Raw genomic sequence first — 26,637 nt, 5'->3', positions numbered from 1 at the left:
CTACAGATGCGCATTTTCGTGACCGGCGGCGCCGGGTTTATCGGTTCGGCGCTGGTCCGACATCTTATCGAGACCACCTACCATAGCGTCTGCAATTTCGACAAGCTGACCTATGCGGGCACGCTTTCCACCGTGGAATCGGTAGCGGACAGCGATCGCTATTCCTTCGTGAAGGGCGATATCTGCGACGCGGCAGCGGTGCGCGGCGCGCTGAACGAGTTCAATCCCGACGTCATCACGCACTTAGCCGCAGAAAGCCATGTCGACCGCTCGATCGACGGGCCGGGCGCATTTATCGAAACCAATCTGGTCGGCACCTATACGATGCTGGCCGAGGCACGCGCCTATTGGAGCCAGCTCGATGGCGAGGCGAAGGCGCGGTTCCGCTTCCACCATATCTCGACCGATGAAGTCTATGGCTCGCTCGGCGAAACCGGTCTCTTCACCGAAGAGACTGCCTATGATCCGCGTTCGCCTTATTCGGCGTCGAAGGCGGGGTCCGACCATCTGGTTTCGGCCTGGGGCCATACCTTCGGCCTGCCGGTACTGATCACCAATTGTTCGAACAATTACGGGCCGTATCATTTCCCCGAAAAGCTGATCCCGCTGATGATCGTTAAGGCGCTCGCGGGCGAGGATCTGCCGGTATATGGCAAGGGCGATCAGGTGCGCGACTGGTTGTTCGTCGAGGATCATGTCCGCGCGCTTCACACTGTTTTCGAGCGCGGTGAGCCGGGGCGCAGCTATAATATCGGCGGCAATAACGAAAAACAGAATATCGAGGTGGTGCACGCTGTCTGCGCGATCCTCGACCGGCTCTCCCCGCGCGCCGACGGCAAGCCCTATTCGAGCCAAATCGCTTATGTCGCCGACCGGCCGGGGCATGACAAACGCTATGCGATCGATGCGAGCCGTATCCGCGACGAGCTTGGCTGGGAGCCCGCAGAGACGTTCGAAACCGGGATCGAAAAGACGGTGCGCTGGTATCTCGATAACAAGCCTTGGTGGCAGGCAATCGTTGCCGAGCGTAAGGCCGATCAACGCCGCGGACTGGCAGCGGCCTGATGCCTGCGATCCTCGTCACCGGCGCGAACGGACAGCTCGGCACCGAGCTGCAGCGCCGCCAATGGCCCGACGATATCGAGATCGTCGCGGTCGATCTGGCAGAGCTCGACCTGACCGATACCGACGCGATCGCCGCAATGGTGGCGTCGCGCCCCTTTGCCGCCGTCATTAACGGCGCTGCCTACACGGCGGTCGACAAGGCGGAGAGCGATCTGGTCACCGCATGGGCGGTCAATGCGCTCGCCCCGGCTGCTTTCGGCAAGGCTTGTGCCGAGGCGGGCATCCCGCTCGTTCAGGTCTCGACCGATTATGTGTTCGACGGCAGCAAGACAGGCGCATGGGAGGTGAACGACCCGGTCGCGCCGCTCGGCGTCTATGGTGCTTCGAAGCTGGGCGGCGAGCTTGCCGTACGCACGTCTGGCGCGCGCCATGTCATCGTGCGCACCGCATGGGTGGTGAGCGCGCATGGCAATAATTTCGTGAAGACGATGCTTCGCGTCGGTGCCGATCGCGACACGCTGAACGTGGTTGCCGATCAGCACGGGAGCCCGACGAGCGCCGCCGATCTTGCCGAAACGCTGAAGACGATCGTGCTGCGGCTAATCAGGGATGATACGGCGCCGACCGGCACCTTTCATTTCAGCAATGCGGGCGCGACGAGCTGGGCCGAATTCGCCGCCGAAATCTTCCGCCAGTCGGAACAGCGCGGCGGTCCCTCGGCACGCGTTGAACCGATCCCGACCAGCGAGTATCCGACGCCTGCGCGGCGTCCGGCCAACTCGCTGCTCAGCCATGATGCGATCCGTGCTGCTTATGGCATCGAGCCGCGCGACTGGCGTGAAGCGCTTAGCGACATACTCGACGAATTGATGAAAGAGGACGCATGAAGGGCATCATTCTGGCGGGCGGATCGGGCACCCGGCTTCACCCCGCGACGCTTGCGGTGAACAAGCAGCTGCTGCCCGTCTATGACAAGCCGATGATCTATTACCCGCTATCGGTGCTGATGCTGGCCGGTATCCGGGATATCCTCATCATCTCCAGCCCCGAATATATCGACAATTATCGCCGCCTGTTCGGCGACGGATCGGCATTCGGTCTGACCATGACCTACGCCGAACAGCCGCGCCCGGAAGGGCTTGCGCAGGCTTTTACTATCGCGGCCGATTGCGGGTTCCTGAGCGAAGGCGAAGGTGCCGCATTGGTGCTGGGCGACAACATCTTTTTCGGCGCGCATCTGACCGATCTGCTCGCCAGCGCCGTAGCGCGAAAGGCCGGCGCGACCGTATTCAGTACGCGCGTGGAAGACCCCGAACGCTATGGCGTGGTGGAACTGGGCGAAGGCAACCGGGCGCTCAGCCTGGAAGAAAAGCCGGAAAAGCCCAAATCCAATCACGCGGTGACGGGCCTCTATTTCTACGACGGTCGCGTGGTCGAATATGCGCGCGGGTTGAATCCCTCCCCGCGCGGCGAGCTGGAGATCACCGATCTCAACCGGCTCTATATGGAGGCAGGCGATCTGTATGTCGAACAGATGGGCCGCGGTTACGCCTGGCTCGACACCGGAACCCATGACAGCCTGCTGGAAGCCAGCGAGTTTGTTCGCACGCTGCAGCACCGACAGGGAATTCAGATCGCCTGTCTGGAGGAGATCGCGCTGGAAATGGGCTTCATCAGCGTTGAGCAGGCTCGGCAGCGTGGCGAGATGTTCGCCAAGACCGCCTATGGGCGCGCTATCCTGAGAAGCGTTGAAGAGCGGATATAGGCTTTTCAGCGCGGTATCGTAAGCCCGCTGCCCCTCCTTGCGCGGCAGTGGCAGTCCGCCTCGCAGAGTAAAATCCCGTCGAGCCGAAGGTGAGTAAGGCAGGGTTGTGGGACCACAACACACATCTTGCTATCTGACTGCATGCGAAAATATGCGACGCATCTCCGAGCGCCCTTCATTTTGAATTTAAACGCACGTTTTCGCAGATAATCGCAGATAATCGCAGATAATCGCAGATAATCGCAGATAATCGCAGATAATCGCAGATAATCGCAGATAATCGCAGATAATCGCATGAATTATCAGATTTTCCATAATAAATTTTAGAACGACCCATCATTTCCGATACCACGAACCCGGTACCGCCCGCAGCAGGCGCAATTGTCAGTATGCTCATATCGGTCTGATAGAAGCTGGATCCACATCAATCATGAAGATTCGGACCGTAGCGCGTTGCGGAAATCCGTGACGACAACTTCAGGACCGCAACGAAAATTTCGTTCAGCTTGAGCAGCGCCTTTGCTTCTTGGAAGCAGATTTTGGAGGCGTTGACCGGTTTCTCAAGCTTCTTTCGCGCCCCTTTCCGAGAAGTCTGGCCTGAGCGCGAGGGTGCACTGCTCCAGCAGCACCCCCCATTACAGCCTGTAATAGGATCAAATGACGGCGCCCACTAAGCAACTAAGCTACTAAGCTACTAAGCTATCTTATCCGCTTATCACCATAGTCGCTTAGTGCTATAACCGCTTAGTCGCTTACTCGTTTAACAGGGGAATCGAAATGCAGGTCTGGGCAGTCATTGCGCAAAAGGGGGGCCAGTCGAAAACCACCCTTTCCACCGGTTTTGCGGTCGAGGCCGCACAGGAAGGTGCCGCCGTGGTCATCCTCGATGCCGATGATCGTCAGGGCTCGGCGCTTTATTGGGCCGAGCGGCGCGAGGACGAAGACGTCATGGTGAAGGACAGCAGCGTTGCCGGCCTTCCCCTGCATGTGTCGCGCGGGCGCAAGAGCGGCAAGCTCGACCTCATCATCATCGACACGCCGGCAAATTCGAAGGACATCGCCATGCTCGCCGCCGAGCAGGCCGATTTCGTCATCATTCCCGTCGCGCCGCGCGGGCTTGATGTGCATTCGGTGCTGCAGACGGTCAAACAGGTGCAGCAGGCAGGCACCCCCTTCGCTGTGCTCCTCACCCAGGTTCCGCATCAGGGCAGCGAGGGCAAGGAAGCGGTCGAGGGCTTTGTCGCCAAGGGAGTGCAGGTCTTCGAAAGCCGCCTCCACTACCGCAAGGATTTCTACAAAGCGGTGCCGCTGGGCAAAACCGCAGTCGAAACCGAGCCTGACAGCAAGGCAGCCGCGGAATTGCGCGCTGCGTTCGAAGAGGCTAAGCGACTAAGCGATTATACGAATAAGCGACTAAGCGAGGTGGCATGATGGCGAAGAAACTGTCCGCGCTGGCGGGCGTTTTCGACGATGAGCCTGAGGCAGAGATGGTGCCCGAGGCGCCGCGATCCGCTCCCGAGCCCGCCCCCTCCCCGCCCCGCAAACGCTCCGCCGGCGCCGCTGCCGCCGCCCGGCCCGGCAAGAGCAGCCATCCCGGCAAGAAGCCGGTGCTGATCCATATCCCCGAAGATATGCACCGCACGCTTCGCCAGCTGAGCGTGGAGGAGGGCGGGGAGCCGCTCACCGTCGTGACCGAACGGATGCTGCGCCGCTATCTGGTCGAACGCGGCCATACAAAGTTCGCGCCATGAGCAAGCGGCGCGACCCCAATCCCGAATTCGATCTGTTCATTCCGGCGATCGGCGACCTGCCGCTCAAGGATATGCGCGAGGTTATGGAACGGCCCTTTTTCTCGCTCCAGAAACGCAAGCGCCTCAAACCGATCGAATATCAGAGCCCTGATGGGGAGGCTTGGGTGCGGGTGCAGGCGATTCCCGATTATGGCATGGCGACGATCTGGGATGCCGACATCCTCATCTGGGCCGCCTCGGCGCTGTCGCGGATGAAGAAGCAGGGCGTAAACGATCTTCCGCGCACGCTCACCACCACGCCCTATGACCTGCTGCGTGCGATCAAGCGCAATACCGGGGGCAGGGACTATCAGGAGCTGCAATCGGCGCTGCTGCGGCTGCAGACCACGTCGATCACCACCTCGATCCGCGCGACCAAGCGGCGGCAGAAAGCGGGTTTCAACTGGCTCGACAGCTGGACGTTCGACACCGATGCCGACACCGATCAGCCGCGCGGCATGACGCTGACGCTGTCCGACTGGGTGTATGACGGGATCGTCAACGAAAAGTCGCTGCTGACGATGCATCCCGATTACTTCCTGCTGACCGGGGGGCTCGAGCGAGCGCTCTATCGGATTGCACGCAAACATGCCGGATCGCAACGCGGCGGATGGCTGTGCCGGGTCGAAGTGCTGCGCGACAAAACCGGGAGCGATGCCAAGCCCAAGGAGTTCAACCGCATGCTCCGCCGTGCGGTGGAGGCCGACCAGCTGCCCGAATATGCGATGGAGATGGCGGAGACGAGCGAGGGCGCGCTTGCGGTGCAGTTTCGTCGCCGCGGCGAGGCCGAGATGATCGCGCTGGCGGAAAAGCGCCAAGCGGAAGAAGAGCGACAGGCGCGCGTGGCAGCCGATCAGCGGCACGCGCGAAAGGTCGATGCGCTGATGGAAAGGCTGTCCTCGGGCAGCTGACTATCGGGGTATCACCCACCCGTCGCGCGACTATCGGGGTTTCATCCACCGCACTCCGGAATATTTCCGGATGTGAGGGCAGGGGGAGAGCGATCCTGTCCGCCCTGCGCCTGTGGATAACGCGCCTCGCGACCCCCAATTTCGATCCGAAACTATCGGGGTATCACCCACTATCGCGTCGGGGTATCACCCACCGCACTATCGGGGTATCACCCACCGAATCACGGGGTATCACCCACCGGGGGTCTTCTTAACATCCTGAATGTACGAAGTTTTTTGGCCCTGTTTCGGGCCTTAACTTATTTAACCTTTCTCTTTTTAACAGAATCCTTAACCCGTCAGCCCTGTGGCAAGCCGAACCGGCCCTGACCGCTCACACGATAGGTTCAGCCATTCTGCGTGAAGGCAGCGCTGGTGTGTGCGCGCAGCAAAGCCATGCACGATCGATGGTGATGGCAATTGCACCAGCGACTACGGCCTGTGCTTCATCTCCCTACACCCCTTCGCGGAAATGACCTGCGGGGCGGGTGGGGCGGGGAAGGCGCTTGCTTTCACAATGCCGCTCGGTGCCACCAAGGCAGATCTGACAGCCGCGACTTGCCGCAACGCCGTTCGCCAGCTGCGCGAACAATCGCAGCGCTTCGGGGCTGGTCAGCGCATCGTGCAGCGTGTCGAAGTCATCGAGCGCGCCGAAGGTCGCGGTGCTGTTGAGGTCGAGACAGCATATGCCGAGCCGACCGGTCGCGAAGATCGCCAGCGACGGCGTTGCCGTAAATCCGCAGCTATTGTCGGTCACGAGCCTGCGCTCGACGGCCCAGCGCGGATCATATTCGAGGAGTAGATTGGCATAGGTGCCGACCGGGCGCGCTGACATGAAAGCGTGCTGCTCCATGCCGTCAGCATCGACCCAGATCAGGATCGGCAGGTGGTTGCGGTCGCCATGGCTCGCCTCGGTAAAGGCGCGATGGATCGCATCGTCGCTGTTCGTCACGGCGCGGGCCCGCGCTTCGCGCGGTGCGGATGCCGCGATTTCTGCCGCGATCGCTTCCCATTTGCGGACATGCTTCGCCATACGACCGGCCGTATCGGGAAACGCGCTGCGCGTCAGTTCATCGACCCGCTGGTCCTCCGCCCCGTTCGACACCATCTGGTACAGCCGCAAATGCGACGGGGCGCGTTCAAAGGCCATTTGCCGCATCAGCGCGGACACGCGAGCGACCAGCGTTTCATAATCGCCGATCTTGTGGCTGCGCGTTGCCTCATAGGATTGCTGGCTGTCATTGTGCAGCGAAATGGCGATCCCCGCCGGATAGTTGCCCGAAAGCTGTTGCAGCTTTTTGTCGACCAGCGTCATCCCGTGCGACGTGAAAAAGGTGGGGAAGGGCAGCTTGCGCTCGCGGATATATGCGAGGATTTCGGCGATATTGGGATGCAGCAACGGCTCGCCATAGGCGTTGAGCTGCATCGATCCGACACTGATCGTATCGGCGAGCTGATCGATCAGATTTTTGACCTTCTCCAGCGGCAGCCAGGTGCGCGCATCTTCGCGGAACATGTCGGGGCAGAAGGTACATTTCTGATTGCAGTGATTGGTGATTTCCAGCCAGACGATATCGACATGCGGCTTTCCATCGCGCATCGGATAGCCGGTGATAACCGGCACTTTTGCAGGCGCGACGAAGCTGCGCAGCAGCGTCGCTGCACGTTCGGCCTCGGCCGTGTCGAGGAACGGCAGGCCGGATTCGCCCATGCGCCATTCGATCGCCTGCGCGGCCGCCGTCGCGATCCCGGGCGATACCCCGAATGCCCAGCGCAGCCGATCCGCCTCGATGCCCGCCAGATCGCCCGAAGCGGCATGCACTGCCACCAGAAGCGCGAGATCGGGCACCAGCACCATCTTGTCGCTGTCGCCCACGGGCAGCGAGAGCGCAGCACCCGCAAAGCCGTCCGCCGCCTCAAGATCGTCGGCTTCAAGTGCGAAGCGGATACGCCCGCGATGGGCGACAAGGTCTAGCGGCGCTGTATCGACGCGCGCCTGTGCCGCACCCGCGTCTGCGAAATCCACAGCAGCGGGTTCCAGATGATCGGCAAAGGCGGCTGAACATCCGGCCCAGCGACACCGTGCGACCCAACCCGCTTTGGTCAGCGCGGGATTGCCGCTACGATGTTCGCGCGCCTGTGCCAGCAACAGCGCGGCCTGTTCATGCGCTCCCGCCGAAGAGAGCAGCCCGACCAGTGTCAGCAGACCGATCTGGTTGATCGCCCGCACATCGCGCTCGCCGTTGCCGAACACGCCCTCCAGTGTCAGATCGAACATCTGCGATGCCAGCGATGCCGGGGTCGCGGCCATCGCGCGATAGGCTTCGGGCGCAAGCGGATCTGATCGGAACGCGTCGAGCAGCAGGCTGACGCTACGGGCAAGGATTTTGGTGAGCCCCGGCGTTTCGATCGGTGCCGTCTCGACCAGCGCAAGTGCCGCGCCGATCCCGGCAACGCCTTCGGTTTCCAGCAATAACCGCGCCTGTTCGAACGCCGTTTCGAAAGGAGAGAGATTACTCCCGGATATAATCCCGGTTTCGAGCATGAACTGACCTTCAGGGGATCAGGGTGAGAACGCCCCATGCCGTCCTGACCGGGCCCGGCGCCCCCGCTGAACCTTCAGCGCTTATAGATGCATCCGCGATGGCCCGGTCGCGAAATGGTTAATCGGAATACCTTTTGCCTGTCCCGGCCCGCTTACTAGGCAAAATTTTCCCACCCCTCCGTCAAACGAGGCTCCCGCTTTCTATAATGCCCCTGACGATGTCGCTGATTCCGGGCGGCATCGTGCCTTGTAACCACGCGAGCTGGGGCAATCGGTGCGCATACTCTTCTACCTGCCGGTCATCACGCCATGGTGGTTCGACGCCATCGTTGCGCCGATGGTCGAACGGCTCGCCGAGAGGCATGAAGTGCATATCCTTGCCCCGGTGCCGTGGAGCGGAACGGGTATCGGTCCCGATCAGCTCGCGCGTTGTGCGCACCTTGCCCAAGTGCAATGGCATATTGTCGACGGCCCGGATCATCCGACGATGCGCTACGCGCCTGCGGACCGGGCGGGGATCATCGCATTCGTTCGGGCGCTGGCGCCCGATTATGTGCTCTGCCGCTCGGCCGATTGCGAAACGGTGAACGCCTTTCCCGGAACTGTCCGTCATATCATGGAGGGCGGGGCGGCGCCGCTTTCCATCCCGCCCGAATGGGTGATCTTTCAGGAAGCGCCCTTCGATCACGGCCTGTTGCCCGACCTCTCCGAAGCGGAAGCCGCGCGGCTCGATGCGCTGTTCGCGCCCGAATGGGAGCCGCTTTCCGCCGAGCGCGGGGCAAGCCGCCAGATGCGTAAAGCGGTTCGCGAATGGGCGGAACTTCCCAACGATCGTCCGATCCTCGCAATCCCGCTTGAATATGAGCATGAAGAGAATTTCTTCGCGATGCACCGGATCGGCGCGCGCCCCAATGCGGCGCTGGTCGAGGAACTGGCGGAGCAGATCGACGATCGCTTCTTCCTGGCCTTTACCAACCATCCGCTGAACGAACAGCATGTCGATAACGGCGCGGTCATTGCCGCCATCGCCGCGCATCCTGAGAGGATGCGCCTGCTGCCCGGTATCGATCCCGACGGCGCAAGCACTACCGCTACGCTCGCCCGCGATGCCGATGGTATGATCATCGGCGATTCCAAAGCATTCGCGCTTGCTGCATTCCACGGCACGCCGATGCTGCGCCGGACGCATTTTCGTACTGCCGACTGGCTGAACGCATATGGCGATATCGACGCATTTCTGACTTCAATCGCCGCAGGCGAAGCGAACGGGCCGGACGCGGAAGCCGCGCGCCGCTGGTTCGCCTTTCACGCCGCCAACAATGTACTCGACCCGAATGATCCGGACCTGACCGGCGAGGATATTCTCGCCCGGCTCAACACCCCCACCGATCCGGCGCGCTGGGAAAACGGTGTCGCCCGCTATCGCGCGGCAGCGTTGGAGACAGTCGCATGAACGCCTTTACCGCCATCACCCCGGCAGCGCCCGACCTTGCCACGGCATGGTTTCGCGACGTGATTGCGGCGGAGCGCGACGCGCTATCGGCATTTCTGCACGGATCGCTCGACAGCGTGCCCGAAGCGGTCGCGCTGCTCGCCCGGCAGGAACGCCCGATCATTTTGATCGGTGTCGGCAAATCGGGTCATGTCGCGGCAAAGCTCGCCGCCACCTTTTCCAGCCTCGGCACGCCCGCTCTGTTCGTCAATGCGGGCGAGGCGGCGCATGGCGATCTGGGCGCGATCACGCCGGGTAGCGCCGTGCTTCTCCTGTCGAACAGCGGCGCTACCGAGGAAATCGTCCGTATCCTGCCGCTGCTCAAAGCGCGCGGCTGCACGCTGATCGGCATTATCGGTCGGGCGGACTCCCCGCTCGCCCGCGCGGTCGATCATCTCATTCTGGCCGAGGTTGAGCGCGAGGCCGATCATATCGGCATGGCGCCGACCGCAAGCACCACGCTGCACCTCACCATCGGCGATGCGCTTGCCGTCGCGGTCAGCCGTAGCCGCGGCTTCACCCGCGCCGACTTTTTGCGCCACCATCCCGCGGGACTGCTCGGGCGGCAGATGATCCCGGTGGCCAGCATCATGCATCAGGGCGACGATCTGCCGCGCGTCGAACCGGCGACGCCGCTGGTCGATGTGCTCACCATCATGTCGCGAAAGCGGCTCGGCGCTGCGTGCGTGGTCGATGGCGAAGATCGGCTGCTCGGCTTGATCGTCGACGGCGATGTCCGCCGCTATCTTCAGGCGCATGGCGCCGACAATGCCAGCGCCGCCGCGATGATGCGCCGCGATCCGCAGGTGGTGGCGGCAGGCGCGACCATCGGCGATGTCCTGCTGATGCGCAATGCAAAGGGCGGGGCGTGGCTGGTGCTTCCGGTGGTCGACGATGCCGGGCACCTGCTCGGCATGCTGCACACCAATGATCTCATTCAGGGCTGAACATTTTGAAAATCGTCGCTTTCGTACCGGCCAAGGGGCATAGCGAGCGGGTTCCGGGGAAGAATCTCGCCGTGCTCGACGGGGAATATCTGTTCAAGCGCAAGCTGCGTCAGGCGCTCGATTGCCCGGCGGTGAGCGAAGTGTGTCTCGACACCGAAAGCGCGGAAATCGCCGCGCTGGCGAGCGACCTTCCGGTCGCGCATCTCGCCCGGCCGCAGACGCTCGCCAGCAATGCAACCGACGGGCATGAGATGTTCGCATGGGAATGCAGCCAGCGGCCCGATGCGGATATCTGGGTGCAGCTGCTGTGCACCGCGCCCTTCGTATCGGCGCAGACGATCGGTCGCGCGATCGACGCGCTGCTTGCCGACCCTGACGCCGACAGCCTGATCGGGGTCAGCCGCGCCAAGCAATATTGCTGGGACGGTCAGACACCGGCCTATGGCACGGCACGCATTCCCAACAGCGTGGACCTGCCCGAAACGGTGATCGAGGCGATGAGCCTCTATATCGTCCGCCGCCCGGCATCGGGCGAGGTGCCGACGCGCCGCTTCGGCACGCGGCCGATCCTGTTCGATCTCGACCCGATCGAGCAGATCGATATCAATCGCGGTTCCGATCTGGTCATCGCCGAAACCGTTGCTGCCGGGCAGCGCGCCGCCGAAGTCACCCGGTTCCGCGCGATGATCTCGCATCTGTCCTCGACCGTGCTTGCTGATATCTGCAAGGAAAAGGGGATATCGGCCGTCCTGCCGCCCGCGCTCCGCCCGACCAGCGGCGGCAAGCTGTTGGGGCGCGCCAAGACGCTGGAGCTGGGAGCGCTTCGCGCCGACGATCCGCCCGATGCGTGGAAGGGGATTTACGACGCGCTGCAATCCTATCGCTTCGTTCGCCCCGGCGATGTCATCATGGTCGCAACCGATGTGCCCGACCGCGCCTATTTCGGCGATCTCAACGCCAATCTGGCGATCCGGTCGGGCGCGGTCGGTGCAGTGATCGACGGTACCACCCGCGATACCGCCGATGTCCGTGCGCTTGGCTTCCCGGTCTATGCGCGGGTCAGCCATTGCAACGACATCAAATTCGACGGCACGATGCGCGCGATGAACCGGCCCGTCTGTATGGGCGGCGTCACCGTGTGCAATGACGATGTCGTCTTTGCCGATGAAGACGGGGTGATCGTCGTCCCGCGCGCGCGCTGGGCAGAGGTGGAAGCCGCTGCGTGGGAGGTGATGGGCAATGAAGCGCGCATTCGCATGTTCGCCGCGCGCGGGCGCGACGTTTCCGAAATCCTCTCCGAATGCGGCGCGTTCTAAAAGGCTATGGCTATGAAAACCCTTTCGATCGGCTCGCTGGAAATCGGCAATGACAAGCCCTTCGTGCTGATCGCCGGTCCCTGCGCGATGGAAAGCCGCGACCATGCGATCGAGATGGCGGCGGCGCTCACCGACATGTGCGGATCGCTCGGGATCGGGCTGATCTACAAATCCTCCTACGACAAGGGCAATCGCACCTCGATCGACGCGCCGCGCGGGATCGGGATGGCAAAGGCGCTGGAGGTCTTCGCCGAAATTCGCGAACGCTTCGGCTGTCCGGTCATCACCGATGTGCATGACGCAGGGCAGTGTGCGCCGGTCGCCGAAGTCGCCGATGTCCTGCAAATTCCTGCCTTTCTGTGCCGCCAGACCGACCTTCTGGTCGCAGCCGCGCAGACCGGCCGCGCGATCAACGTCAAAAAGGGCCAGTTTCTCGCCCCCTGGGACATGAAGAATGTCGCGGCAAAGCTGGTGGCGAGCGGCAATGACCGGGTGATGCTGTGCGAACGCGGGGCGAGCTTCGGCTATAACACGCTGGTCAGCGATATGCGTTCGATCCCGATCATGGCCGAAACCGGCTTTCCGATCGTGTTCGACGCCACCCATTCGGTGCAGCAGCCCGGCGGTCAGGGCGACCGGTCGGGCGGGCAGCGCGAATTCGTGCCGGTCCTTGCCCGCGCCGCGATGGCGGTGGGCATCGCCGCGCTGTTCGTCGAAACGCATGAAAATCCCGACCGCGCGCCGAGCGATGGGCCCAATATGGTCCCGCTGCGCGATATGCCCGCGCTGCTCGCCCGGCTTCAGGCGTTCGACCGGCTCGCCAAGGACTAAACCCTATCCGGCGAGGGTAGCCGGATGCATCGCTATCGGGTTCGATCCGTACGCAATGGCTGCATATTCCGGATGTGGATCCGCCTTGCGAAAGGCGGCGCATCAATCGGTGTGCATGTCCCGCATACGCGCCAGTTCGCGGTAGACAGTGGAGCGGCCCAGCCCGAGTTGCTTGGCCACTTGCGCCGGGCGAACGCCTGCCTCGACCAGTTTGAGCGCCGATGCGCGGGTCTCCGCATCCAGCGGCGGCCGTCCCGGCACCTTGCCGCGGGCACGTGCCGCCGCGATGCCGTCCTGCGTCCGCTCGACGATCAGCCGGCGCTCAAAATGTGCGATCGCACCGAAGACATGGAAAACCAGCTCGCCCGCCGCCGATCCGGTGTCGAGCCCCTCCTCAAGCGACCGAAACCCCAGACCGCGCGATTTGAACAGGTCGATCGTTTCGAGCAGCTCCTTGAGCGAGCGGCCGAGGCGATCGAGCCGGACGACGCAGATCGTATCCCCGGCCCGGCTGAATTCGAGCAACCCGGCCAGTCCGGGCCGATCGAAGCATTTGCCGGAGATGGTGTCCTCGAACACCCGGATCGCTCCGCCCTCCTGCACAAGCCGCCGCCGCTGCGCTTCCAGATCCTGATCGCGGGTCGATACCCGGGCATAGCCAAGCATGTCGGGCATCGATGGTCTCCGTCCATAATCCGTTCGGTTTATGGACGAACCGGGATCGAGCGTCAAAATTGCAGGACACCTGTCCATAAATAGTGTCCACAAATCATGCGCGTCCCAATATGCCTTGTAACATTTTCTGGACGAATTCCGGGTCGCAACGGGTCATCCATCGCATCGACAGATCCACGACCCTGGCGGTCGCGCGTCAAGGATACGCTGCGCGACAAGAAGCCCAAGCTGTCGAAGCGTCGGCAATCGTCAGGGCGAGCAGCGAAGTCGACTATACGCCGGGACATGCGACGAGCAGCGCTGCGATGAGCCATTATCGATAGGGGCGTGTCAGCATCGACCTTGCCCGGCGACGGAGACTGCCTCCAGCGGCGAACGCAAACCTACGGTCAGGCGAGCGCGATGAGCGGATGCCGGTCGGATGGCGCCGCATCCGTTGTACCGGGCGTTTGGGAACCGACCGCAGCGTGAACTTCCGCCAGCCTGGGCAGTGCGAAGAGGCTCAACGCATAGCCGATGATAGCACTGCCGCCATAACCGACGATCGGTGTCGGATAGTTACCGAACGCAGCGGCCATGATCGAGGCGAACCAGACTGCGCCGAACGCGGCAGAGGTCGCGCGGTTTTCGGCGTCGCGGCACAAACCGACGATGGCCGGTACCAGGAGGAGTGCCAGGCCCCCTGACACTGCCAGACCGACACCGGCGTGAATTTCGAAGGACGAGTAGAGGATCTGGTCGACATAGGGAGCCGCCGGCAGCGAATCGGCACGCACCAGCGTTGCCGCAAAGCCGATGACACCGGCGGCGAGCGTCACGACCACATGCCTGTCGCGACGTGTGACCAGCAGCACAGCGAGGCATAGTAGCAGCATCCCGGCCATCGCCCGGTCGGGTTGCACCGCCATAGCGGCAGCCGCAGCGACGATCCCGGCAGTTGCCTGCACGCTACGGGTACGCGAAAAGACGACGAGCATCACCGGCAACAGGATCAGGCTCGGTTGGATGGTCAGTCCGCCGAGGCTTACCCAGCGCGCCGCACCTTCGACCTCGGAGCCGAGAATAGCGGTCGCGAGCAGCGCGCCTGCCATCACGATGATCGCACCGCCCGCCCATCGTTGATCCGCCGCTGCTGTGCGGCCAAGCAGCGCCAGCATCGTCATGCCGATCACCAAGGCGCCGACGTTGATCCCCAGATAGCGCATCGGCGCACCGGCGATTGCCATATAGGCAAGGCCGAGCACCACAGCGCCAATCGCGCAGGCAATCCCGAGCGCGCGCGGGCGTCGCATCATGGCATCAAAGATGAGCATAATAGTCGATCCTTCGGAAAACGGCGCGTCGTTGCCGGTCAGTGCGGCAAAGAGGCGCAGCAGATGAGCGGCAAAAGCGCGGGGCATAAGCCCGCAGACGCTGCTGAGCGCGAACAGGAGCGCTCTGGTATCGTCCGGGATTCCGGCCGTTTCGCAGCGGACTGCCCATCCCCAGGAATGTAGCGCGGGGGGCAACGTCGCCTGAAGCGCACGGCATGCGAGATCGGCCAGACCGCGACGAAGACCGCCGCTCATATGGTAGCCTCCCGGCGTCGGTCGGCGGGCGGAACGGCATGGCCGGGGGGATTCGCGCGGGCGAGTTGCACGCCGCTTGCCGTGAGCCGATAGGCGTGCCGCGGCGGTCGCCCTCCTTCAACGGGCTGCTGCCATTCCGCTTCGAGATAGCCTTGCGCTTCCAGACGGATCAGAAGCGGATAGAGCGTGCCGGACTTCACATCGGAAAGCCGTGCCAGTTCATAGCCATGGGACCATCGGCCACCGGCATCAAGCAGGGCGGCAAGGACCATCCGGGCATGGGGTGAAAGTGCACGTGTTCGGGACATACACGTTAAATCTACCTAGATAGATTTAACGTCAAGCGATGATTTGCCGGACCGTCACATAAAAGCGATGGAAAATCGCATATATTGACGCTATATACCGTCATTATCGATGGAGTCGAAACAATGACGGTATCGGCCTATGCAGAACAGGGCCTGTTCGCACCGCGAAAGATGATGGCTGCATTGCGCACCACCAGCGAGGAGCTGGCGCGCTCGCTTGGGCTCGGCAAGGACGCGATCCAGCGCAAGGACCGGATCGCATCGGATCGTACGCAGCGCCGCCTGCGACAAATGGCCGAGGTGCTGAACAAGGTGGAGCCGCGTTTCGGCTCAGCATTGCTTGCCTATGCCTGGTATCGCTCTGAACCGCTTCCCGGTTTTTCGGGACAGACCGCGATGCAGCTCGTTCAGGCCAATCGCGCCGATGATGTGCTGACCTATATCGATGCGATCGATGCCGGGATCCACGCCTGATCGATGCGCTTTACGGGGCTGCTATATCGGGCGCTGAACCCGGTTTATGCGCGCGATCCGCTGTCGGGCGAGGGCGCGGCGCGGTTTGGTGGTCGCTTCAACCGGATCGGTCGGCCGGCGCTGTACACGTCGCTCGATGCGGACACTGCGCTGCGCGAAGCAAATCAGGTCGGCACGCTGCAGCCGACAACGCTGGTCGCATATCGGGCGGATGTGGGGCCACTTCTCAACGGACGCGACCCCGAAGCTCTGAAACCATTCGCAATGACGCCTGCCGCTCTCGCCGATTCCAGCTGGCGCGATCAGATGCTCGCGCGCGCAACCGTTCCGACGCAGGAGCTCAGCGAAAAGGTGGTCGCCAAGGGGTTTGCAGGTATTATCGTCCCCAGCTTTGCACGTGGTGCTTCGGCGGATTCGCTGAACCTCGTGCTCTGGCAGTGGGAGGGTAAGCTCATGGTGATCGACGACGACAACCGGCTAGGATTGCGGCCATCCTGACCGGGTATCGCCATCGGGTGAAGTCGAGCGCGCCTGACGCCGATATCAGAAGCGCTTCGTGGTATCAGTGACCAGCGCAGATTTCGACGTACAGGCATTCCTCGCACAGGTGATTTGTGAAATCCGTGACCGCCTCGCCCGACCGGGGATAACGCTCCATTTCACGAAATGAGATTCGTGGTTTTAGTGACCGGCAGGTCCCTTTGATCAGACCAGTCATTACCATAGTTGGGGATCGCGAGGCGCGGCTTGCCATGCTCGACAATGCGATCGTGCAGAGCCTGCAAAGTGACGGAACTGTTCGACCGGCTCAAAGCGAAACATCGTGCGATTGCCGGGCAGTGGCCGTGCTCAATAACCGGCGTTCCGAATGATCGTTACGATTACCGACAAAGCCGCAGCGGATAGGAATCCATCAGCGATGGTGTCGCGCAGCTGCCATGTTCGCCAGCTCCGACCAGAAGCAAAAACGCGTTTCCATATCGGATCGCTAAGGGGTGAACCCCTTGGCTGGCAAAGCGGCTTGCCCGATTTCGTCACAGGTCCCGCAGGGCGCATCATTGTATGAGTGCTCATACAATGTATAAGTGCGCCCTTAGGCAGGGAGGCGAAGAAAAATCATGGAGCCATTGGACCCGAAACATCTGCGGACTGCGCATTCGCGTCCGGCACAGGTTCGACAAGCGAGCGCGAAATATGCGGAACGACGACAGCGAGAGGGATGGCGCCGGATCGCTGTCTGGGTGCCTGAGGCCGATGTCGAACGCGTGAAGAAATTCGCTGCCCAGTGCGGGGAAATCAGCGGCCGGGAGAAGCAGAAATGACCAGGGATGTGCTGACTCCTGCTGAACGGAAGCTCGATACGCGCATCAGAAACCGGGACAGTATTCGAAAGACCAACGACAGCCTGACTCACTCATTCGATAGACTGGAACGAAAAATACGGCTGAACAGGATCCTGCTCATCATCTGTGGAGTGCTCGCGACGATCGGCGCGGTGGCTAAGGTGATGCTTGGCATCGCCTAACCGGAAACGCGATCCGCAGCACCTCAGTCGAGCGTTTGTGTCACACCGGCTTGCGACAAGCGCCGGATGACGTTGCCTGAGATAGTTCAATCAGCTTGACTGGGAATGTCTGCACACCCATTGGAAATTTGCTCCCTGCCTAAGGGCGCACTTACACATTGCTTCGCAACGTCGCGCGGCGGGGACGCCCTACACGCCAGCCCTTAGCGATCCGCGGCCCGTTGAGGTTCAAAAGACGGCGCATATCGGCGCAGAGGAAATTCTTTGATGAGCGAACCTACACAGATCGTCCCGGTCATTTTGTCTGGGGGGTCGGGAGCGCGTTTATGGCCAATGTCGCGGCCGGAAAGTCCGAAGCAATTGCTGGCGCTCACCGCTGACGAAACGATGCTCCAGCTGACCGCACGGCGAACGGCGAACGACCTCCGCTATGCTGCTCCGATCATCGTCGCGAATGGTGCGCATGCTGGGGAGATCGAAGCCCAGCTTGATCATATCGATTGTCGGGCAAGCGCCCTGATCCTGGAACCGCTCGCGCGAAACACTGCTCCGGCAATCGCACTTGCAGCGATTGCTGCGGGCGGTGGGAACGCGCCGATTCTGGTGATGCCGTCGGATCATGTAATCAAAAATGTCGCTGCGTTGCACGATGCTGTTGCGGCAGCACTGCCGCTTGTGCGCGAGGGTTGGCTCGCCACGTTCGGTATCAGTCCTGACGCCCCGGAAACCGGCTATGGCTGGATTGAAGGCGGCGAAGAGATCGCTCCCGGGGTGCAACGGGTTGCGCGTTTCGTCGAAAAGCCGCCCCGTGAAAAGGCCGAGGCAATGCTGGCGGCCGGCGATCATTATTGGAATGGGGGCATTTTTCTGTTTCGCGCAGATGCGTTTCTGGATGCACTCGGCACGTACGAACCCGATATGCTTACAGCCGCACAAGCGTCGATGAAGGCTGCTCGGCTTGAGGAAAACCGGATATATCCCAGTCGCGATGCCTTCGCGCGCGGACCGGCGAATTCAATCGATTATGCGGTAATGGAACGCGCTCAGCGGGTGGTAGTCGCGCCTGTGGATATGGGATGGAGCGATGTCGGCAGCTGGGATGCACTGCATAGCCTCAGCGAGCTTGATGCGCATGGAAATGTCCATCGTGGGAACGTGCTGACTATTGAGAGCCGGAATTGTCTGGTGCGTTCCGACGGGCCGCGCATCGCAATGGTCGGGGTCGATGACCTGATCGTGGTCGCAAGCGGCGATGATATTCTGATCGTACCGCGCGGATCCAGTCAGGACGTCAAAAAGCTGATCGAGGCCATGAAGCCATAGTAGCGATGGGAACGCGGCTGCTCCGTCAGCGCGCTGCGGAGCCGGTACGTTATCCACAGGGTCAGGTGTTATTTCGGGTTAAATATCTGTGTTACGGTTGAGCGGGCATCCTTTAAACCGCTGGTAACATTGCGATAAAATCAGTTTTTCCGGCATCTTTGTTCCTGAAACCCCGAATCAACGTTCCTAAAACCCCGAACTTTCGTTCCTGAAACCCCGAATTGTGGCGGGCTGTTCCTAAAACCCCGAATCTATCCCGACTGTTCCTGATACCCCGAATCTTGACAAAATGTTCCTGAAACCCCGAAGAGATGTTTCTATGGAAAGTGAAGCCTCTTCTCGTCCACCTGCGCTCATTCCGGAGCGCCATCCTCAGCATGATCTCTTCATCTGTGATGTCGCGGACGCGGTTCTCAAGGATGTGATGCCGCAAATGGAGCATCCCTTCTATTCGCTTTCAAAAAAGCCTGAGACATGTGTCAGACGCTATGAGCATAATGGTAACTGGCTTGAGGTAACGCCCAGCATTAAAGGGCTTGCGACCATTTATGATAAAGACATTCTGATATACTGTATTTCGCAGATCATGGCGAAACTGAAGCTGGGTGAACCGGTATCGCAACGCGTTCGGATCAGCAGTCGGGAATTACTGATCTTCACCAATCGCGGTACTGCCGGAAAAGATTATAAGGCGCTGATCGAAGCGCTGGACCGGCTTGAGGGAACGCGGATCCGCACCAATATCATCACTGGCGATGAGGAACAGATTGACGGCTTCGGCCTGATCGATGCGTCATCCATTCGCCGCTCGCACGGCCTGGATGGTCGCCTGATTCACTGCGAGATCAAGCTGTCGGACTGGGTGTTCAATGCAATCCGCCACAATGAAGTGCTGACCCTGCACCGCGACTATTTCCGCCTCAGAAAACCGATTGAGCGGCGTATCTACGAACTGGCGCGCAAGCATTGCGGGCAGCAGGCGAGCTGGAAGGTTTCGCTCGACATACTGTTCAGGAAATCGGGTTCGCAAGGGACCGAGCGACGCTTTCGGTTCGCTCTCAAGGAACTGGCTGCCAGCGATCATCTGCCCGATTACAGGGTTATTTTTGATCAGGAGGCGGACATGGTGACGTTCACCAACCGCGGAACGATGAAGGCGTCGCTGGCGGTTGCCGCCGCCGAACCCTGGGCCGGCGCGCTCGATGGCGACATTTACGGCGATGCCCGCAATGTCGCCCCAGGATGGGATATATATGCGCTCGAACGCGAATGGCGAAACTGGCTTGGCGAGAACGAAATCGCGCCGAAACATCCCGAACGCCACTTCCTTAAATTTTGCCAGAGCTGGTTCGAGAAACGGGGTCAACCGGGCTGATCTGCGCCGTGAAGCCAAAGTGGATGAGCCTCTTACGGTCCTGCTTTGACTGCCCGAAACATTTGTCTAGAGAGCGGTGATGCAGATGAGCGCCCGTTCCCGCCCCGATTTCGCTGCCCTTCTATCCTTCTGGATGCTGGCCGGCTTTCTCGTCATATTGTGGATCGCAGGCGGCGCGTCGCGTGCCGATGTCAGCGGGCAGGTCGTGACACGGTTTTTCGCATGGCTGTTACTGATTGCCTATGTCGTGCTGTCGCCGCGCTTCGACTGGCGCCGGGTGCTGCCGGTCGCGATCTTTGTCGGCCTCGCAATTCTGGTGACGGCGATCCAGTTGATCCCGCTTCCGCCCGCAATCTGGACCAGCCTGCCCGGTCGCTCGCTGTTCGTACAGGCCGCCGAAATAGCGGGACAGCCACAGCCCTGGCGCCCGATTTCGATCTCGCCGAGTGCAACCGTTAATGCGCTGGGATCGCTGATCGTGCCGGTAACGGTTCTTGTCCTTGCTGCGAATTTGAACCGGGAACAGCACCGGCGGATCGCAGGCTTTTTGCTGATACTGGTTGTTGCGGGTTGTCTGCTCGGCCTTTTGAAGTTTTCCGGCGCGCGGTTCGATAATCCGTTTATCAACGAAAGCTTGGACATGGTCAGCGGCAATTTCGCTAATCGTAACCATTTCGCGCTGTTCATAGCAATTGGCTGTCTTCTTGCACCAGTCTGGGGTTTTCGTGGCAAAAAGGTGGTGCGTTGGAAGGCAATCGCTGCGGTGGCTGTACTGCCGTTTTTTGCGCTTTTAATCCTCGCAACCGGATCACGTATGGGCCTCTTGGTTGGCGCTATCGGAATAGCTGCAGGATTTCTCGTTATGCACCGTGCGGTTTTACGCGAATTGCGTGCTTTGCCTCGTTCGGTCGCGATCGGTCTGGTTGCAGGTGCAGTCGTGGCTTTTGTGGCGCTGGTTGCGCTTTCAGTCACGCTTGATCGCGCTGTCTCTATCACTCGCGCTATTGACCTAAATGCCAGCGAAGATTTGCGCCGTCGCGCGTTGCCCGTGGTGCTCGATATGATTGGTAGATATTTTCCGATCGGGTCAGGACTGGGAGCGTTCGATCCGGTATATCGCATTACCGAACCCGATCGACTTCTAAAATATACCTATTTCAACCATGCGCATGATGACTGGATCGAGCTTGTTCTGGACGGAGGAATTGTGGTCGCCTTGTTGCTTGCCGGTGCGGTGCTCTGGTGGATTGCAGCGGGGATTCGGGCATGGAAGCGGCCGGAGACAGACAAATTCCTCCCACGCACCGCTTTTGCCATGATATTGCTGATCATGCTCGCCAGCATCGTCGACTATCCGGCGCGCACACCGATGATGATGGCGATCCTGACATTAGCGGGTATCTGGCTGGGCAATGCTTCTCCCGAAAGGTCGCAACAGGGTATCGCTTTACCTGCATAGTGTCTCAATCTATACGCCGCTTTTCCTTCAGGATTGACTGGATCACATCTCTTTCATGCGAAGAATCTTTGTTCTTGCCCTGGCATCTCTCGCACTTGCATCTTGTGCCGGTCGGCCTCCTATCCAGTCGAATGCTCGACTGACCGTTGTCGAGGGGGAAACTACGCTCCCCGCACCTGATCGTAGTGATATTGTGGCTGGTGATCGCCTTGCTTTGGTGGGACCACTGGACACGATTGAGGTATCCATTTTCGCCGTGCCCGAACTGAGCCGCAAGATGCAGGTCGATGCCAGCGGGCGGATTGCGATGCCACTGATTGGCACGGTTGATGCCAATGGCAAGACGCCTGCTGAACTTGCGAAAGATATCGAAAAAGCCCTTGGCGGGCGTTATGTCCGCAATCCCGACGTAACGGTCAATATTATCAGTTCGGTCAGTCAGGTGGTCACGGTAGACGGTCAGGTAACCGAGCCGGGCCTTTATCCCGTTACCAATCAGATGACGCTATTGCGTGCGGTCGCATCTGCGAAAGGTCTTACGGAATTTGCCAAAGAGGATGATGTCGTGATTCTTCGCACGGTTAACGGCCAGAAGATGGCTGGCCTATACAATATTACGGCAATTCGGCGAGGCATCTATGCTGACCCCGAAATTTATGCCGACGATGTCATTGTTGTGGGCGACAGCCCGACGCGTAGCTTGTTCCGTGATTTCGTCAGCTTGGCGCCGTTGCTTGCGGCACCGCTGGTCGCGATCCTGCGATAGAATCGATCCATCTCATGAATATTGTAACATCCTATCGGGATAATCAGGCGGCAATTCGTAACCCAGTCGGTTCCGAGGCGGTCGGGGGAACAGAAGGCCCTTCTGTCCTCGAGCAATATCTGCGCATTGCCCGGCGCTGGCGCTGGGTGATCGCAGGTGCGATCGCGGGTTGTTTTCTGATCGGTTTGGTCATTACCTTGTTGACGACGCCGCAATATACCGCTGATGCAACGATCGAGATTTCGCGTGAATCCGATCAAGTCACCAATTTTAAGGGTGTCGAACGCGAGGCGAGTGTAACCGATCAGGAGTTTTATCAGACCCAATATGGCCTGTTGAAGTCGCGAACGCTGGCCGAGCGTGTGGCGACCGAGCTACGGCTTGTTGACGATCCAAAATTCTTCGAGATGTTCGGCGTCGCAGACCAAGACGTGCCGGCCTACAAGATTTCGAACGGACATTATCCGGCTCAGGGGCGAGCACAGCGACAGCGTGACGCCGGGCAGATATTGCTGGATCGTGTCGGTATAGACCCAACACGGCTTTCGCGGCTCGTCGATATCCGATTTACCAGCCCTGATGCCGGATTTTCAGCAAAAGTCGTTAATGCTTGGGCCGAAAATTTCATTAAAACTAATCTTGAAAGAAAGATTCAGGCGACTTCCTATGGTCGAAACGTCCTCCAGCGCCAGCTGGCGGAATATAAGAATCGACTTGATGAATCGCAGCGGCAAATGGTTGCCTATGCTTCTAAAGAGCAGATCATCGATCTGCCGACGCAGACCAACGCCAATGGTTCGACAACCGGCGACCGGTCGATTGTCGTGGATAATCTCGCTGCGCTCAACACGGCTCTGAACCAGGCAACAACTGAGCGGATCGCAGCGGAATCGCGTTATCGGCGTGCTGGCGGCGATGGCGCATCACCCGAAGCGCTCGGCAACACAGCAATCAACAATTTGCGGCAACGTCGCGCCGAGCTCGCGGCACAATATCAGCAGTTGATGGTACGCTTCGAACCGGAATATCCGCAGGCAAAAGCAATCAAGTCGCAGATTGATGCGTTGGATCGTTCGATCACACGCGAGGAAAGTCGTGTCTCCGGATCGCTGCAATCGGATTACCGTCAGGCACTGATGCGCGAGCAGGAACTGGAAAACCGGGTCAAGGCGCTTAAGGGGGATTATCTTGATCTGCGCCGGCGTTCGATTCAGTATAATATCTATAAGCAGGAAGTAGATACCAACCGTGCGCTGTACGATGGTCTTCTTCAGCGTTTTAAGGAGATTGGCGTTGCCGCCGGGGTAGGGGTTAACAATGTTTCCATCGTTGACACAGCGGATATCCCGGAAAAACCTTCGAGCCCGCGTCTGTTGCTCAATCTGCTAATATCAATCGTTGTTGGTATAGCACTTGGCTCAGGTGCTGCCCTTGCGCTTGAACAGCTTGATGAGGCCATTGCAGATCCGGCAGAAGTTGAGCGACGTCTTGGTCTGCCTCTGCTCGGTTCGGTGCCCAGAACGTCCAATGATCAGACACCGCGTCAGGCACTGCTCGACCGCAAATCCGAACTGGTTGATGCCTATATCGCCATCCAGACCAATCTCCGCTTTACGACCGAACATGGCGTGCCGCGGTCCTTCTCGGTCACATCGACCCGTCCTGCGGAAGGCAAATCGACAACCTCGATCGCGCTTGCCACAGTGCTGGCGCGTGCCGGTAAGCGTGTGATCCTGATCGACGGCGATATGCGCTCGCCCTCCGTTCATCACTGGGGCGGCGTTGGACATGAGCGCGGCGTCAGCAACTTCCTCGCGGGCGAAGAGGACATCTCGAAGCTCACCTTCGAGATTGCCGATCTGGGGCTGACGGCGATGACGGCAGGACCGATCCCGCCCAACGCGGCAGAACTGCTAACGGGCAATCGTCTCAGCATCCTTATTGAGCGTCTGCTCGAAACCTATGACCATGTCATCGTCGACTCTCCGCCTGTGATGGGGCTGGCGGACGCTCCGCTTATCGCTAGCCGGGTCGAAGGTGTCGTGTATGCTGTGGAATCCCACGGTATTCGTTCGAGCCAAGTCAAGACCGCGCTCAACCGTCTGGCGGCGGCGAATGTGCATATCTTCGGCGGCGTCCTGACCAAGTTCGAGGCGCGTAAGGCGCACTACGGCTATGGCTATGAATACGGCTATGGTTATGGGCGCGACGATCGGGACGCAAAGTCCGCCTGATGTCGCGCCGGCGCCGCCAGAGCCCTTTTGCCAAGCGGACACCGGTCGATTGGGGGGGCCGCATTGTGTTGGCGCTGGGACTGGTGGTCGGCGGATATCTGGGGCTCACGGCCAGCGCCGCCAATGTTGTGGTTAAGGTTGACCCGGCCCGCGCACATCTCCTCGCGCCTGGTAACGGCGTTATTACTGCCGACTATGCACAAACCCTGTTTACCCAGAACCCCACCGCCGACGATGACGCGCCGTCTGTCCGGCTCGCGCGCAAAGCGTTGAGGCAAGACCCGACCACGGTCGAAGCTCTGACTGTCTTAGGCTTGCACGCCCAATTGCAAAACGATGCGGCGCGTACGGGCCGAATATTCACTTATTCGAACCTGCTTTCCCGTCGCGAACTGCGACCGAAGATTTGGGCGATTGAGGACGCTGTAACGCGAGGGGATATCGCAGAGGCCTTGCGGCAGTATGATCTTGCGCTGAGAACCTCTCCTGACGCCCAGAGTTTGCTGTTCCCAACACTGACCGCTGCGCTTGTCGAACCTCAAATTCGCGCGCGCCTGCTTCGTATATTGGCGACAAGACCTATTTGGGAAGAAAGCTTCATTCGCTATGCCGCATCCAGCAGGATCAATCCTGAGGGCGTCTTGAAATTTTTTGCCGAAGGACGGCAGGCGGGCGTGGTCGTACCATCGGATCAGCGTGCCGCTCTGATTAACGCCCTGTTCGCTGCGGGCAAGACGGATCTGGCCTGGAAAGCCTATGCCCGTCTTCGTCCCAACGCCAGGCGTGATCGTTCTCGCGATCCGAATTTCGCCCTTGCGGCAGATGTGCGCACTATCTTCGATTGGCAGGCGGGATACGACCCGAGCATGTCTGCGGCCATCCTGAAAACGGGTGACGGAAAGGGACTACTGGATTTTGCAGTCCCTCCCAGCACCGGCGGTGTCTTGGTTCATCAGACCGAACTGCTAGCGCCGGGAGCTTATCGTCTGACCGGGCAAAGTGTGGGGATCGATCAGCCCGAACAATCGCAACCCTATTGGGTATTAACCTGCCAGATGAACGGTCGCGAACTGGGACGAATTCGGGTCTCTAATTCGGCGTTGAACAATGGCCGTTTCGCCGGGCATTTCAGCGTGCCGGAGAACTGTACGGTCCAGACTCTGTCGCTAGTAGCAGTGCCATCGGACGATATTTCGGGCGTGTCAGGACAGATCGTGCGCGCAGAACTCGTGCCGACGGAGTGAGCAGATGGAAAACCACAAGTGGATCGGAGGAGTGAGTGCAGCATTGGCGTTAATATTGACGGCCGGCTCTGCAATGGCGCAAGCTACCGGCAGCCAAAGTTTCCCAATCGATCCCTATGCCTCAACGACGGATCAGACCTTTACGGATCCCTATCAGGTCAATCCCTACGATGGGGAAACAGCCGACGGCTTTTCAAGCGATCCGTTTGAAAGCAATGCGGATCAGGCGCAAAATGGCGACGGAGCGCAGGACCAGAACCAAGGCCTGCATGACATCGGAACCACAGCCGAAACCGGTATAGGCGAAGTAGGGCAGCGTCAAACCGCCGCTGCCGTATCTGGGCAAAATCCGCGCAACAGGATCAGTAACCGCGTCCAGAACCGGGTTCAAAATCGTTTTCGTAATCGCATTGATCGTCATTACGATGCGACTGCAAACGCCACTTCCCCTTTCAAGGATGCCAGCCAGCGTATTGAGGATGCCAGGGGACAACGCTGATCTCGACAATGTGTTGATCAGCCAGCTACTTTTCTAAATCCATCCGCTGGTTTCAGGCGATCTGGTTCATGTGTTGAAGTCGCGGATACAGCCTATGGCGAGACGAACCCGTTCCGCAATATCGGGATGTGCAGCTTCGAGATCATGCCGTGCGGTAGTGGTCTGCGCGGCGGAACGACCCGCTGTAGCGCGTTGACGATATAGCGTCTGCATTTGCGTAAAAGCAGTAAGCGTGGTCTGAACGCCGCAGTTCAAGCGGCTTGCGCGATTGGCTCGTTGTCAGCGGGTCGCCAGTTCCATGTGAACCGCCCCGGGGTCATCGCAAAATCTCTTTCTGAGCGTATATCTGTGCCCGTTTTATGTGACGCCCCCGATCAGGTGACGGATCAGTGTGGTCTGAGCCCCTAGATTTCCTCCATTGATAGGTAGAGTCCGGCCTTCGACAAGGAGACGGACGAATGAAGCGATCGAGGTTCAGCGAGGAGC

The 26,637-nt window shown here is 60.2% G+C and carries 25 protein-coding genes; 20 read left to right on the top strand and 5 right to left on the bottom strand.

Annotated features, from left to right (window positions below):
• The first annotated feature begins 6 nt into the window (after positions 1–6).
• The 3 genes from rfbB to rfbA are packed head-to-tail and all read left to right on the top strand — an operon-like array spanning position 7 to position 2,830.
• Positions 7–1,065, top strand: coding sequence for a dTDP-glucose 4,6-dehydratase (gene rfbB / locus EV664_RS14815; protein ID WP_133496510.1), 1,059 nt, complete (start codon positions 7–9; stop codon positions 1,063–1,065).
• Entirely contained in the window at positions 1,065–1,952 is an 888-nt protein-coding gene (rfbD, locus tag EV664_RS14810) for a dTDP-4-dehydrorhamnose reductase (RefSeq protein WP_133496509.1), read from the top strand. The genes rfbB and rfbD overlap by 1 nt, the downstream gene beginning before the upstream one ends.
• Positions 1,949–2,830 (top strand): glucose-1-phosphate thymidylyltransferase RfbA, encoded by an 882-nt coding sequence (gene rfbA, locus EV664_RS14805; RefSeq protein WP_133496508.1) that lies wholly within the window; start codon positions 1,949–1,951, stop codon positions 2,828–2,830. Before rfbD ends, rfbA begins: the two co-directional genes overlap by 4 nt.
• 175 nt (positions 2,831–3,005) lie before the next feature.
• Here rfbA and EV664_RS14800 read toward each other — a convergent pair whose 3' ends face one another.
• Positions 3,006–3,227 carry a hypothetical protein gene (locus EV664_RS14800; RefSeq protein ID WP_133496507.1) on the bottom strand — a complete coding sequence of 74 codons (222 nt, stop codon included), beginning with the start codon at positions 3,225–3,227 and terminating at the stop codon, positions 3,006–3,008.
• Between the two features lie 380 nt (positions 3,228–3,607).
• Here EV664_RS14800 and EV664_RS14795 point away from each other — a divergent pair, with 380 nt between their 5' ends.
• Genes EV664_RS14795 through EV664_RS14785 form a run of 3 tightly spaced genes read left to right on the top strand, consistent with a single transcriptional unit; the run spans position 3,608 to position 5,531 of the window.
• Positions 3,608–4,261 (top strand): ParA family protein, encoded by a 654-nt coding sequence (locus EV664_RS14795; RefSeq protein ID WP_133496506.1) that lies wholly within the window; start codon positions 3,608–3,610, stop codon positions 4,259–4,261.
• On the top strand, positions 4,258–4,581 hold the full coding sequence (locus tag EV664_RS14790) for a hypothetical protein (RefSeq protein WP_229668370.1): 324 nt from the start codon (positions 4,258–4,260) through the stop codon (positions 4,579–4,581). The genes EV664_RS14795 and EV664_RS14790 overlap by 4 nt, the downstream gene beginning before the upstream one ends.
• Entirely contained in the window at positions 4,578–5,531 is a 954-nt protein-coding gene (locus EV664_RS14785) for a replication initiator protein A (RefSeq protein WP_133496505.1), read from the top strand. Before EV664_RS14790 ends, EV664_RS14785 begins: the two co-directional genes overlap by 4 nt.
• A 493-nt stretch (positions 5,532–6,024) precedes the next feature.
• Here EV664_RS14785 and EV664_RS14780 read toward each other — a convergent pair whose 3' ends face one another.
• Complete coding sequence (locus EV664_RS14780; RefSeq protein ID WP_162848869.1) at positions 6,025–8,043, bottom strand: radical SAM/SPASM domain-containing protein; 2,019 nt, start codon at positions 8,041–8,043, stop codon at positions 6,025–6,027.
• A 346-nt stretch (positions 8,044–8,389) separates the two neighbouring features.
• Here EV664_RS14780 and EV664_RS14775 point away from each other — a divergent pair, with 346 nt between their 5' ends.
• Genes EV664_RS14775 through kdsA form a run of 4 tightly spaced genes read left to right on the top strand, consistent with a single transcriptional unit; the run spans position 8,390 to position 12,701 of the window.
• Positions 8,390–9,568: a hypothetical protein gene (locus tag EV664_RS14775; RefSeq protein WP_133496503.1), complete on the top strand. Its 1,179-nt coding sequence runs from the start codon at positions 8,390–8,392 to the stop codon at positions 9,566–9,568.
• Positions 9,565–10,554, top strand: a complete 990-nt coding sequence (locus tag EV664_RS14770; RefSeq protein ID WP_133496502.1) for a KpsF/GutQ family sugar-phosphate isomerase — start codon at positions 9,565–9,567, stop codon at positions 10,552–10,554. The genes EV664_RS14775 and EV664_RS14770 overlap by 4 nt, the downstream gene beginning before the upstream one ends.
• A gap of 5 nt (positions 10,555–10,559) precedes the next feature.
• Positions 10,560–11,870, top strand: coding sequence for an RraA family protein (locus EV664_RS14765; RefSeq protein WP_229668369.1), 1,311 nt, complete (start codon positions 10,560–10,562; stop codon positions 11,868–11,870).
• 12 nt (positions 11,871–11,882) lie between these two features.
• A complete protein-coding gene (gene kdsA / locus EV664_RS14760) occupies positions 11,883–12,701 on the top strand; it encodes a 3-deoxy-8-phosphooctulonate synthase (RefSeq protein ID WP_211338517.1) in 819 nt (272 codons plus the stop codon).
• Between the two features lie 102 nt (positions 12,702–12,803).
• Here kdsA and EV664_RS14755 read toward each other — a convergent pair whose 3' ends face one another.
• From EV664_RS14755 to EV664_RS14745, 3 genes are all read right to left on the bottom strand, one after another.
• Entirely contained in the window at positions 12,804–13,376 is a 573-nt protein-coding gene (locus EV664_RS14755) for a recombinase family protein (RefSeq protein ID WP_133496499.1), read from the bottom strand.
• 389 nt (positions 13,377–13,765) lie between these two features.
• Positions 13,766–14,944: a hypothetical protein gene (locus EV664_RS14750; protein WP_229668368.1), complete on the bottom strand. Its 1,179-nt coding sequence runs from the start codon at positions 14,942–14,944 to the stop codon at positions 13,766–13,768.
• Positions 14,941–15,252: a PadR family transcriptional regulator gene (locus EV664_RS14745; protein ID WP_133496498.1), complete on the bottom strand. Its 312-nt coding sequence runs from the start codon at positions 15,250–15,252 to the stop codon at positions 14,941–14,943. The genes EV664_RS14750 and EV664_RS14745 overlap by 4 nt, the downstream gene beginning before the upstream one ends.
• An 84-nt stretch (positions 15,253–15,336) precedes the next feature.
• Here EV664_RS14745 and EV664_RS14740 point away from each other — a divergent pair, with 84 nt between their 5' ends.
• The 10 genes from EV664_RS14740 to EV664_RS14695 all read left to right on the top strand — a co-directional run bounded on the left by EV664_RS14740 (position 15,337) and on the right by EV664_RS14695 (position 26,151).
• The gene (locus tag EV664_RS14740; RefSeq protein WP_229668367.1) at positions 15,337–15,726 is read left to right on the top strand and encodes an antitoxin Xre/MbcA/ParS toxin-binding domain-containing protein; all 390 of its coding nucleotides are present in this window, start codon (positions 15,337–15,339) and stop codon (positions 15,724–15,726) included.
• 3 nt (positions 15,727–15,729) lie between these two features.
• Entirely contained in the window at positions 15,730–16,224 is a 495-nt protein-coding gene (locus EV664_RS14735) for an RES family NAD+ phosphorylase (RefSeq protein ID WP_133496497.1), read from the top strand.
• A gap of 820 nt (positions 16,225–17,044) precedes the next feature.
• Positions 17,045–17,251 (top strand): hypothetical protein, encoded by a 207-nt coding sequence (locus EV664_RS14730; RefSeq protein ID WP_133496496.1) that lies wholly within the window; start codon positions 17,045–17,047, stop codon positions 17,249–17,251.
• 267 nt (positions 17,252–17,518) lie between these two features.
• On the top strand, positions 17,519–18,574 hold the full coding sequence (locus tag EV664_RS14725) for a mannose-1-phosphate guanylyltransferase/mannose-6-phosphate isomerase (protein ID WP_133496495.1): 1,056 nt from the start codon (positions 17,519–17,521) through the stop codon (positions 18,572–18,574).
• Between the two features lie 289 nt (positions 18,575–18,863).
• The gene (locus EV664_RS14720) at positions 18,864–19,949 is read left to right on the top strand and encodes a replication initiator protein A (RefSeq protein WP_229668366.1); all 1,086 of its coding nucleotides are present in this window, start codon (positions 18,864–18,866) and stop codon (positions 19,947–19,949) included.
• A 133-nt stretch (positions 19,950–20,082) separates the two neighbouring features.
• Positions 20,083–21,408 (top strand): O-antigen ligase family protein, encoded by a 1,326-nt coding sequence (locus tag EV664_RS14715; protein WP_162848868.1) that lies wholly within the window; start codon positions 20,083–20,085, stop codon positions 21,406–21,408.
• Between the two features lie 193 nt (positions 21,409–21,601).
• Complete coding sequence (locus tag EV664_RS14710; protein WP_229668365.1) at positions 21,602–22,174, top strand: polysaccharide biosynthesis/export family protein; 573 nt, start codon at positions 21,602–21,604, stop codon at positions 22,172–22,174.
• Between the two features lie 14 nt (positions 22,175–22,188).
• Positions 22,189–24,408 carry a GumC family protein gene (locus EV664_RS14705; RefSeq protein WP_133496492.1) on the top strand — a complete coding sequence of 740 codons (2,220 nt, stop codon included), beginning with the start codon at positions 22,189–22,191 and terminating at the stop codon, positions 24,406–24,408.
• A gap of 68 nt (positions 24,409–24,476) precedes the next feature.
• Complete coding sequence (locus EV664_RS14700; protein ID WP_133496491.1) at positions 24,477–25,652, top strand: tetratricopeptide repeat protein; 1,176 nt, start codon at positions 24,477–24,479, stop codon at positions 25,650–25,652.
• A gap of 4 nt (positions 25,653–25,656) precedes the next feature.
• Positions 25,657–26,151, top strand: a complete 495-nt coding sequence (locus EV664_RS14695) for a hypothetical protein (RefSeq protein WP_133496490.1) — start codon at positions 25,657–25,659, stop codon at positions 26,149–26,151.
• Positions 26,152–26,637 lie beyond the last annotated feature (486 nt).

The sequence above is a fragment of the Stakelama pacifica genome (genome assembly GCF_004361835.1).
Taxonomy (GTDB): domain Bacteria; phylum Pseudomonadota; class Alphaproteobacteria; order Sphingomonadales; family Sphingomonadaceae; genus Sphingomonas; species Sphingomonas pacifica.
Note: the sequence above shows the minus strand (reverse complement) of the source record. Positions and strands in the feature narration are given on the sequence as shown.